The 10,213-nt window shown below is 72.6% G+C and carries 6 protein-coding genes; 4 read left to right on the forward strand and 2 right to left on the reverse strand.

The features are described 5' to 3' along the window. Positions 1–4: 4 nt before the first annotated feature. Positions 5–1,558 carry an amino acid adenylation domain-containing protein gene (locus tag ACWDUZ_RS24070; RefSeq protein WP_451633853.1) on the reverse strand — a complete coding sequence of 518 codons (1,554 nt, stop codon included), beginning with the start codon at positions 1,556–1,558 and terminating at the stop codon, positions 5–7. After that, positions 1,555–3,507: a beta-ketoacyl synthase N-terminal-like domain-containing protein gene (locus ACWDUZ_RS24075; RefSeq protein ID WP_451633854.1), complete on the reverse strand. Its 1,953-nt coding sequence runs from the start codon at positions 3,505–3,507 to the stop codon at positions 1,555–1,557. Before ACWDUZ_RS24075 ends, ACWDUZ_RS24070 begins: the two co-directional genes overlap by 4 nt. Before the next feature lie 758 nt (positions 3,508–4,265). Here ACWDUZ_RS24075 and ACWDUZ_RS24080 point away from each other — a divergent pair. From ACWDUZ_RS24080 to katG, 4 genes are all read left to right on the forward strand, one after another. After that, positions 4,266–5,288 carry a GAF domain-containing protein gene (locus tag ACWDUZ_RS24080; protein WP_451633855.1) on the forward strand — a complete coding sequence of 341 codons (1,023 nt, stop codon included), beginning with the start codon at positions 4,266–4,268 and terminating at the stop codon, positions 5,286–5,288. Positions 5,289–5,475: 187 nt separating this feature from the next. Further along, entirely contained in the window at positions 5,476–7,116 is a 1,641-nt protein-coding gene (pgm, locus tag ACWDUZ_RS24085) for a phosphoglucomutase (alpha-D-glucose-1,6-bisphosphate-dependent) (protein WP_451633856.1), read from the forward strand. A 282-nt stretch (positions 7,117–7,398) separates the two neighbouring features. Next, entirely contained in the window at positions 7,399–7,845 is a 447-nt protein-coding gene (locus ACWDUZ_RS24090) for a Fur family transcriptional regulator (protein WP_451633857.1), read from the forward strand. A gap of 24 nt (positions 7,846–7,869) precedes the next feature. After that, entirely contained in the window at positions 7,870–10,101 is a 2,232-nt protein-coding gene (gene katG, locus ACWDUZ_RS24095; protein WP_451633858.1) for a catalase/peroxidase HPI, read from the forward strand. Positions 10,102–10,213 lie beyond the last annotated feature (112 nt).

Genomic DNA, 10,213 nt, shown 5'->3' on the forward strand with positions numbered 1-10,213 from the left:
GGGCTCACCCGAGTTCGGTGAGCACGGCCCGGCGGTCGATCTTGCCGTTGGGGTTGAGGGGCAGCCGGTCCAGGACGGTGATCCGGCTGGGCATCATGTACGGCGGCAACCGGTCGCTGAGGGCCGTGTACAGCCGGTCGGGCACGCAGCCCGGCCCGCTCACCGCGGCCCGCAGCTCCGGTTCGCCGTCGGTGGCCGGCACGGTGACGACGATCGCGTCCCGCACCCCCGGCTGCCCGCGCAACGCGGCCTCGATCTCGCCCAGTTCGATCCGGTGACCGCGGATCTTGACCTGATGGTCGGTCCGTCCGAGGTGGACGAGCCGGCCGTGGTGGACCGTGACCCGGTCTCCCGTCCGGTACCAGTGCCGCCGCTCGGGCGGCCCGTCGCCGGCCGGCCGCAGGTCCTCGGTGAGGAAGCGGCCCGCGTTGTGCGCGGGGTCCAGGTATCCGGCGAAGCGCAGCGGGCCCCGCACGCACAGCTCGCCGGTGTCACCCGGTCGGCCGTCCTCGCCCAGCAGCACGAGGTCCACGGCCGGGTGGCCGGTACCGATCGGCGCGGTGCCGTTGGGGGTGTGCGGCCAGTCGGCGACGTCCTCGGGGAACCGGTAGGCGGTGCAGGAGATGGTCACTTCGGTGGGGCCGTAGAGGACTTCGAGGCGGCTGCCCGGAGCCGCGGTGCGCCACTCGCGGGCCGCCTGGATCGTGAGCGGCTCGCCGCCGAAGACGCTCCAGCGCAGCGTCGGCATGCTGCCGGGGGCGAGGGTGCCCAGGCGGGAGGCGAAGCCGATCAGTGACGGCACCGAGAACCAGTGCGTCAGCCGCAGATCGTTGACGGTCCTGACCGGGGACAGCAACTGGCTGCGCCGGGGCACCACAAGGGTGCCGCCGCCCGCCCAGGCGACGAAGAGGTCGTGCACGGAGCCGTCGAAGGTCAGCTCGAAGGCCTGGGACAGCCGGCTGCCCGGGCCGATGCCGTACCGTCCGGCGACCTGCTCCAGATAGGCGCAGATGTTCCGGTGCCGCACCGGCACCCCCTTGGGCGCCCCGGTCGAGCCGGAGGTGAAGATGATGTACGCGACATCGTCGGGCTCCACCTGCCGCGACGTCACGCCGTCCGCGCCGTCCGGCCCCGGGCCGCCCGCGCCGGCGTCCGGGGCGTCCGCGTGCCGGGCGGCCGGATCGGACACGTGGACGGGGACGCCGAGACCCGCGGCGGCGTCGGCGGCCTCGGCCAGGACGAGGTCGAGGGCGGCCGCCTCCACGACGCCTGCCGTTCGCGCGGTGGGGTGCTCCGGGTTCAGGGGGACGACGGTCGCACCGGCCCGCAGGATGGCGAGGTAACCGGCGTAGGCGGTCACCGAGCGGGTGGCGAGCAGCCCGACCCGGCGCGGCGGGACGCCGCCGGCCGCCGCGACGAGGTCCGCGGCCGTCCGCTCGGCGTGCTCGCGCAGTTCCCCGTAGGTCAGCCGGGACCCGTCGACCTCCAGGGCCGGCTCCCCGGGGTGCGCGGCGGCCGTGCGGGCGAACCACTCGTAGAGGGTCTCGGGGGCGTTCACCGGGCCGCCGCCTCCAGCGCCCGGGTCCACTGCCGCAGCTCGCCGACGGTGCGCAGCCGGCCGAACTCCTCGGGGTCGACCTCCTGCCGGCACCGCTTGGCCAGTTCCACGACGATCCGTAGCTTCGCCAGCGAGTCGATGCCTATGTCGCTGAGGGAGGATCCGTCGTCGAAACCGCTGCGGGCGTGCTCGCGCAGCACCCAGGCGGCCAGGTCGCCGGCCTCGCCGTGCCCGTCGCCGTGCTCCTCGCCGGGCCAGTACCGGCGCAGTTGCCAGGGGTAGGCGGGCAGCGGGACGTAGCGGCCCGGCGTGCCGAACACCGCCTCCCAGTCCGGCTCCTCGCCCGCGCGGTAGCGGTCGGCGACGGCCGACAGCGGACGCCCGCCCAGCGCCGGGGTCCCGGTGAGCGCGTCCGCCAGTTCCTCGTGGGTGCGGCCGACCACCGCGACGCGGTGCGCGTGGTGCTGCCGCCGGGTGGCCGCGCTGTAGCAGATGTCGCGCAGCGCGTACGACGCTCCCTCGCCGCCCGGACGCAGATAGGCGGCGTAGGCCGCGGCCAGTGCCTCGAGGGCGGCGGGGCTGTGCGCCGAGAGGGCCAGGACGTACGGCGTGGTGTCCGTCCCGCCGGCGGGCGCCGCGGCCGGGGCGTCGGCCTGGGCGAGCACCACGTGGGCGTTGAGCGCCGAGGAGCCCTGCCCGCCGACGCCGACGACGGCGGGCCGGCCCGGGTCGGGCAGGTCCCGCAGCTTGGCCGGCACCTCCAGCGGCAGGCTGTTCCAGGCGACGCCCGGGTGCGGGGTGTCCAGGTGCAGGCTGGCCGGTATCTGGCCGTGCTCCAGGCACAGCACTGCCTTGATGAGCCCCGCCATGCCGCCGGCGGCCTCCGCGTGTCCGACGTTGGTCTTGACCGAGCCGACCAGCAGCGGCCGGTGGGCGGGCCGTCCCGCGCCGAGCACCTCGCCCAGCGCGCTCAGCTCCAGCGGGTCGAGGGCCGGCGAACCGGAGCCGTGCGCCTCGACGTAGTCGACGTCGGCCGGGTCCACGCCGGCGTCCTCGTACGCCCAGCGCAGCACGTCGAGCTGGCCCTGGAGCGAGGGGTTGAGCACCGAGTCGCTGGTGCCGCCGTCGTTGCCGATCGCGCTGCCCCGGATGACCGCGCGGACGCGGTCGCCGTCGGCCAGCGCGTCGGTCAGGCGCTTGAGGACGACCACGGCCACCGCGTCGCTCGGGGAGTAGCCGTCCGCGCCCGCGTCGCCGAACTTGGTGCGCCCGTCACCGGCCATCGCTCCGGCATGAGTGAGGACCAGGCCCTCGTCCGGACGCAGCGCGAGGTTCACCCCGGCGGCCAGGGCCAGCGGGCTCTCCCCGGCGCGCAGGCTCTGCACGGCCTGGTGCACGGCGACCAGCGAGGACGAACAGGCGGTGTCCACGACGACGCTGGGGCCGCGGAGGTCGAAGAAGTGGGACAGCCGGGCGGACAGCAGGGAGCGGAAGTTGTTGAGCTGGGCGGCCGTCACCGAGTCGGGGCCACGGCGCAGGGAAAGTTCCAGGTGGTCGGCTCGGGCGTTGCCGACGAAGACTGCGGAGCGGCTGCCCGCCAGCCGGTCGGGACGCTGTCCGGCGTCCTCCAGGGCGTCCCAGGCCGTCATCAGCAACAGTCGCTGCTGCGGGTCGAGTTCGGTGGCCTCGGTGGGCGACATCCCGAAGAACTCCGCGTCGAACTCCGCCACCCGGTCCACGTAGCCGCCGCGGCGGGCGGCTATGCGACCCGGACCGGCGCCGGGGGAGTGGAGGGCGTCCACGTCGTAGCGTTCGGGAGGCGTCTCGCTGGTGGCGTCCACGCCGTCCCGCAGCAGAGCCCACAGCTGACCGGGCGTGGCGGCGCCGGGCAGCCGGCAGGCCATGCCGATCACCGCGACCGACCGGGGGTCCACGTCGGACCTGTTCATGAGAGAACTCCGTTCATACGTCGCCACGACTCCTACGCCCTGGCGCAGTTGATCTTGCCCCATCGCAACTTGCCGTACGCATACGTCACTTGTCGGAGGCTGAGCAACCGTCCCGGAACGAGGACGGCGGCGAAGGGAGCGGCGTACCGGCCTCGCGGGCGGTCCCGTCGCGGGGCGGTCCCGTCCGGCGGCCGGCCGGCCGCGCGGGCACCGGGCGGCACCGCGTTCAGGCCGGCGGGCGGCCGCCGCGTCCCGGCCGTGCGATCACGGCAGGTGTGAGTCGTGGCGTAAAACCGGTGCGGGGACACGGGGCCGACGGTGTGGCGCCCGCCCTCGGAGGCGGGGCCGGCGGTCTCGACGCACCCACTGCTCGGGCCCGGGCCGGGGACCGTGCACCCGCCTCACCCTCCCCAATATCGAACTAGTATTCGAGCGCCTGATGTCGTGCTGGACTGAACGCGTCAGGGTCGACAGCAAGTCCACCGCATGATTGTCAGGGGCAAAATCGTTTCGGTTCGCCGGGCGTTCGAAGATTGACGGGAAGTGATCGCTGGGTGTTGAAACATCGAAAAGTTTGGACAGGATCCCCGAATGGGCATGTTCCGGTGCCGCCCGGTGCCGGCCGGAACGCCCCGGGGTGACCCGCCCGTACGCCAAGTCCTGGAACGGACACACGTGTTGACGGTGAGTCGGCTGGGGCGGAAATGACCGGGAGTGGTGATCCACAGGCGGCCGGAACTCTGCTTTGATCTGACCCCATGGATTCCCTGTCACCCGAACAGCAGCGTGCCGCCGGCGAGCAGCGGACGCACCGGCTGAGGATTCTCGGCCTCAACACGGTCGAGGCGGAGGCCACGTTCGACCGCGTCGCCCGCCTCGCGGCCACCTTCACCCAGTCCCCGCTGGCCATGGTCAACTTCATCAACGACGAGCGGCAGATGTTCCGGGGCATGTTCGTGCCCCCCGGATCCGGCGAGGACCCCGTGGACACCGCGGGCGGCGGGATTCCGTTCGACCTGAGCAACCTCGCCCGCGAGGCGCCCGGCGACTACGGCTTCTGCCCGCACGTGGTCGCCCAGCAGTCCCAACTCGCCCTGGACGACGTCTTCGACTACCCCCGCTTCAAGGGCAACGCCCTGGTCAACGACCTCGGCGTGCGCTCCTACCTGGGCACTCCGCTGCGGGACAACACCGGCGTGATCCTCGGCACCGTGTGCGTCGCCGATTTCAAGCCACGCACGTGGGACCGCCAGCTCAGGCAGGGCATGCAGGAACTCACCGAGACCCTGCTGTCCGAGTTCAAGCTGCGCGACAGCCTGCTCGCCCAGCAGCAGGAGCTGTTCGCGGTGTTCGACGGCGCGCCCTTCCCCATCATGCTCACCGAGGGCCCCGACCACCTGCTGCGCTACGCCAACGGCAAGCAGGGCCAGGCCTTCGGCATGGTGCCGCAGTTCAGCCTCGGTCGCAGCGTGCTGCCCGGCCTGGACGAGGTCGGCGTGTTCCGGGCGATGGACGACGCGCTGCGCACCGGTCGGCCGACCAGCGTGCCCCGGGTCTCCCTGAGGACCTACGACGCGCCGGCGCCCCAGGACTTCAACTTCCTGTGCACACCGGTGCGTACTTCCCCCAGCGCGCCCTTCAAGGGCGTCCTGACGGTGGCGATGAGCGCCGCCGGGCAGGGCTACGGCGGCGCCGAGTCGCAGGCCTTCGCGGCCAACGTCCAGCAGCGGTTCGAGCAACTGGGCGGTGGCGCGCTGTCCGACGGCATGCCCCTCGGGTGACGAGCCCCGCGCGACGCCCGGCAGCCCCGGCCCCAGGGCACGTGGCGAAGGCCCGGTCCCGGACGTCGGCCGGCAGGGCGCTCCCGCCCCGTCGGCCGTCGCGCTGCCGAGTCGCTGCGCCCGCGGCCCCGGAGAGGGGGAAGATGACATGGCGAGCGGACACACGATCGAACGCGAGGAGTGCGCCATGCAGCACGAACGAGCGGGCAGGCCGGCCGGGCCCGAGGACCTGATCGACGTCGCCCGGCTGGTGACCGCGTACTACGCTCTGCACCCCGACCCGGCCGAACCGGGCCAGCGCGTGGCGTTCGGCACCTCCGGCCACCGCGGTTCGTCCCTGGCGGCGGCGTTCAACGAGGACCACATCGCCGCGACCAGCCAGGCCATCTGCGAGTACCGCGCCGGACAGGGCACCGACGGCCCCCTCTTCCTCGGCGCGGACACGCACGCCCTGTCCGAACCGGCGAGGACGACCGCGCTGGAGGTGTTCGCCGCCAACGACGTCACCGTGCTCATCGACGCCGCGGACGGCTACACACCCACCCCGGCCGTCTCGCACGCCATCCTGACCCACAACCGGGGCCGCACCTCGCACCTCGCCGACGGCGTGGTCGTCACCCCCTCCCACAACCCGCCCGGGGACGGCGGCTTCAAGTACAACCCGCCGAGCGGCGGGCCGGCCGGCTCCGAGGCGACCTCCTGGATCCAGGACCGGGCCAACGAGATCATCGCCGCCGGGCTGAAGGACGTACGGCGCGTCCCCTACACCAGGGCGCTCGCCGCCCCCGGCACCGGCCGCCACGACTACCTCGGCGCCTACGTCTCGGACCTCCCGAGCGTGCTGGACCTCGACGCGATCCGCGACGCCGGCCTGCGCATCGGCGCCGACCCGCTCGGCGGAGCCTCCGTCGCCTACTGGGGCCGCGTCGCCGAACAGCACCGCCTCGACCTCACCGTGGTCAATCCGCTCACCGACCCCACCTGGCGGTTCATGACGCTGGACTGGGACGGCAGGATCCGCATGGACTGCTCCTCGCCGTACGCGATGGCCTCGCTGATCGAGCAGCGCGACCGCTTCCGGATCGCCACGGGCAACGACGCCGACGCCGACCGGCACGGCATCGTCACCCCCGACGGCGGACTGATGAACCCCAACCACTACCTGGCCACCGCCATCTCCTACCTCTACGCCCACCGCACGCGGTGGCCCGCCGAGGCCGCCGTGGGCAAGACCCTGGTGTCCTCCGGAATGATCGACCGGGTCGCCGCGGACCTCGGCCGCCGGCTCGTGGAAGTCCCCGTGGGCTTCAAGTGGTTCGTGGACGGACTGGTCGACGGCTCGCTCGGCTTCGGCGGCGAGGAGTCCGCGGGGGCGTCGTTCCTGCGCCGGGACGGCTCGGTGTGGACGACCGACAAGGACGGCATCGTCCTGGCCCTGCTCGCCTCCGAGATCACGGCCGTCACCGGCAGGAGCCCCTCCGAGCACTACGCGGCCCTCACCGCGCGCTTCGGAGAGCCCGCCTACGCCCGCATCGACGCACCGGCCTCCCGGGAGGAGAAGGCACGCCTGGCCAAGCTGTCCCCGGCCCAGGTTCGCGCCGACGCCCTCGCCGGGGAGCCGGTCACCGCCGTGCTCACCGAGGCGCCGGGCAACGGCGCGCCCATCGGGGGCATCAAGGTGGCCACCGAGAACGCCTGGTTCGCCGCGCGTCCCTCCGGAACCGAGGACGTCTACAAGATCTACGCGGAGTCCTTCCGGGGCACCGACCACCTCCGCCAGGTGCAGGACGAGGCCAAGCAGGTGGTCCTGGCGGCGCTGGGCGGCTGACCGGCCCGGGGCGCCGTACGCGGCGGAACCGGACGCGGGGGTGACGGGATGAGGAGGGAGGACGGCAGAGGTGTACGTCGGTCCGGGCGGGGCGGTCCCGTGCCCTGCCGTCACAGCGCCCGCCCGGCGGAAATCCGACGCCCGGGCCCTCCCGGGACCGACGCGTTTTCGGCCGGGGCCCCGGCCGGAACGAGGAACACCGGCCGGACGGTGCGAAAAACACCAGACGTTCACCGTTCGTTTTCTTGAACCGTTCGTGTTTATGAGGGTAGGTTCGGCGGCATGACGGAAGCCGAGCGTCCGACGGCGGCCCAGGAGTTGCGCGGGGCGGGCCTGCGGGTGACGGCCGCGCGCGTCGCACTTCTGGAGACCGTGCGGGCGGGTGACCACCTCGGCGTGGAGGCGATCGCGTCCGGAGTGCGTGAGCGCGTCGGCCATGTCTCCCTCCAGGCCGTGTACGAGGCTCTGCACGCCCTCACCGCGGCGAAACTCGTGCGCCGTATCGAACCGGCCGGCAGCCCGGCGCGGTTCGAGGGACGTGTCGGGGACAACCATCACCACGTCGTGTGCCGGTCGTGCGGTGCCGTCGCCGACGTGGACTGCGCGGCGGGCGAGGCACCCTGCCTGACCGCGTCCGACGACCACGGCTTCGCCATAGACGAGGCCGAGGTCATCTACTGGGGCCTGTGCCCCGACTGTGCCACCAGCCGTAGTTCCTCAGCACCGTGATCCGCCCTGTCCGGAAGGATTCCCATGTCCGAGAACCACGATGCAGTCGTCACCGACGCCAAGACGGAGGCCAAGGGCGGCTGCCCGGTCGCGCACGGGCGCGCCACGCACCCGACTCAGGGTGGCGGAAACCGTCAGTGGTGGCCGGAACGGCTGAATCTGAAGATCCTCGCGAAGAACCCCGCCGTGGCCAACCCCCTCGGTGAGGACTTCGACTACGCCAAGGCGTTCCAGTCCCTCGACCTGCCCGTCGTGAAGCGGGACATCGCCGAGGTCCTGACGACCTCGCAGGACTGGTGGCCCGCCGACTTCGGGCACTACGGCCCGCTCATCATCCGTATGGCCTGGCACAGCGCGGGCACCTACCGGATCAGCGACGGCCGCGGCGGCGCCGGCGCCGGCCAGCAGCGGTTCGCCCCGCTCAACAGCTGGCCGGACAACGCCAACCTGGACAAGGCCCGCCGCCTGCTGTGGCCGGTGAAGAAGAAGTACGGCCGCAACCTGTCGTGGGCCGACCTGATGGTCCTGGCGGGCAACGTCGCCCTGGAGTCGATGGGCTTCACGACGTTCGGCTTCGCCGGCGGCCGCGAGGACGTCTGGGAGCCCGAGGAGGACGTCTACTGGGGTCCCGAGACCACCTGGCTCGGTGACGAGCGCTACACCGGTGACCGGGAGCTGGAGAACCCCCTCGGCGCGGTCCAGATGGGCCTGATCTACGTCAACCCGGAGGGTCCGAACGGCAACCCGGACCCGATCGCCGCGGCCCGCGACATCCGCGAGACGTTCCGCCGGATGGCGATGAACGACGAGGAGACCGTCGCGCTGATCGCGGGCGGCCACACCTTCGGCAAGACCCACGGCGCCGGCCCGGCCGACCACGTCGGCCCCGACCCCGAGGCCGCGGGCCTGGAGGAGATGGGCCTGGGCTGGAAGAACACCTACGGCACCGGCAAGGGTGGCGACACGATCACCAGCGGTCTCGAGGTCACCTGGACCAACACCCCGACGACCTGGGACAACAGCTTCTTCGAGATCCTCTTCGGCTACGAGTGGGAGCTGTTCAAGAGCCCGGCCGGAGCGAACCAGTGGCGGCCGAAGGACGGCGCCGGAGCCGGGACCGTACCCGACGCCCACGACCCCTCCGAGCGCCACGCCCCGACGATGCTCACCACCGACCTCGCGCTCCGCTTCGACCCGGTCTACGAGCAGATCTCGCGGCGCTTCCTGGAGAACCCCGACGAGTTCGCGGACGCCTTCGCCCGGGCCTGGTTCAAGCTGACCCACCGCGACATGGGCCCGGTCGCCCGCTACCTCGGCCCGGAGGTGCCGACCGAGGTCCTGCTGTGGCAGGACCCGCTGCCCGAGCGGACGTACGAGCTCGTCGGCGCCGAGGACATCGCCTCCCTCAAGGCCAAGGTCCTCGATTCCGGCCTCACGGTGTCCCAGCTGGTGTCCGCCGCGTGGGCGTCGGCCTCGTCCTTCCGCGGCAGCGACAAGCGCGGCGGCGCCAACGGCGCCCGGGTCCGCCTGGAGCCCCAGCGCAACTGGGAGGTCAACGACCCCGACCAGCTGGCCCTGGTGCTGCGCACCCTGGAGGGCATCCAGGAGTCCTTCAACTCGGCCCAGACCGGCGGCAAGCGGATCTCGCTCGCCGACCTGATCGTGCTCGCCGGCGGCGCCGCCGTCGAGCGGGCCGCCAAGGAGGCCGGCTACCAGATCGAGGTGCCCTTCACGCCGGGCCGCGTGGACGCCTCGCAGGAGCAGACGGACGTGGAGTCGTTCGCGGCGCTGGAGCCGACCGCAGACGGCTTCCGCAACTACATCGGCAAGGGCAACCGCCTGCCGGCCGAGTACCTCCTGCTCGACCGGGCCAACCTGCTGACCCTGAGCGCCCCGGAGATGACGGTCCTCGTCGGTGGTCTGCGCGTGCTGGGCGCGAACCACCAGCAGTCGCAGCTCGGCGTGTTCACCACCACCCCCGGCTCGCTGACCAACGACTTCTTCGTCAACCTGCTCGACCTGGGCACGACGTGGAAGGCGACCAGCGAGGACCAGAACACCTTCGAGGGCCGCGACGCCGCCACGGGCGAGGTCAAGTGGGCCGGCAGCCGCGCCGACCTGGTCTTCGGCTCGAACTCCGAACTGCGGGCGCTCGCCGAGGTCTACGCGAGCGACGACGCGAAGGAGAAGTTCGTGCACGACTTCGTCGGCGCGTGGGTCAAGGTCATGAACCTCGACCGGTTCGACCTGGTCTGATCACCCCGGTCCCGCCGTCCGGGCCGGTCCACGTAGACGCGGGCGGCGCCGTCGACCAGGTCGAGCGGGGCGTGGAAGCCGGCCTCGGCCAGGCGGAGCTTGTCGTAGTGCG

Source organism: Streptomyces sp. NPDC003393 (genome assembly GCF_053589015.1).

Coding starts and splice junctions, on each gene's coding strand:
- ACWDUZ_RS24080 (WP_451633855.1), top strand. CDS start 4,266: ATGGATTCCCTGTCACCCGAACAGCAGCGTGCCGCCGGCGAGCAGCGG.
- pgm (WP_451633856.1), top strand. CDS start 5,476: ATGCAGCACGAACGAGCGGGCAGGCCGGCCGGGCCCGAGGACCTGATC.
- katG (WP_451633858.1), top strand. CDS start 7,870: ATGTCCGAGAACCACGATGCAGTCGTCACCGACGCCAAGACGGAGGCC.
- ACWDUZ_RS24090 (WP_451633857.1), top strand. CDS start 7,399: ATGACGGAAGCCGAGCGTCCGACGGCGGCCCAGGAGTTGCGCGGGGCG.
- ACWDUZ_RS24075 (WP_451633854.1), bottom strand. CDS start 3,507: ATGAACAGGTCCGACGTGGACCCCCGGTCGGTCGCGGTGATCGGCATG.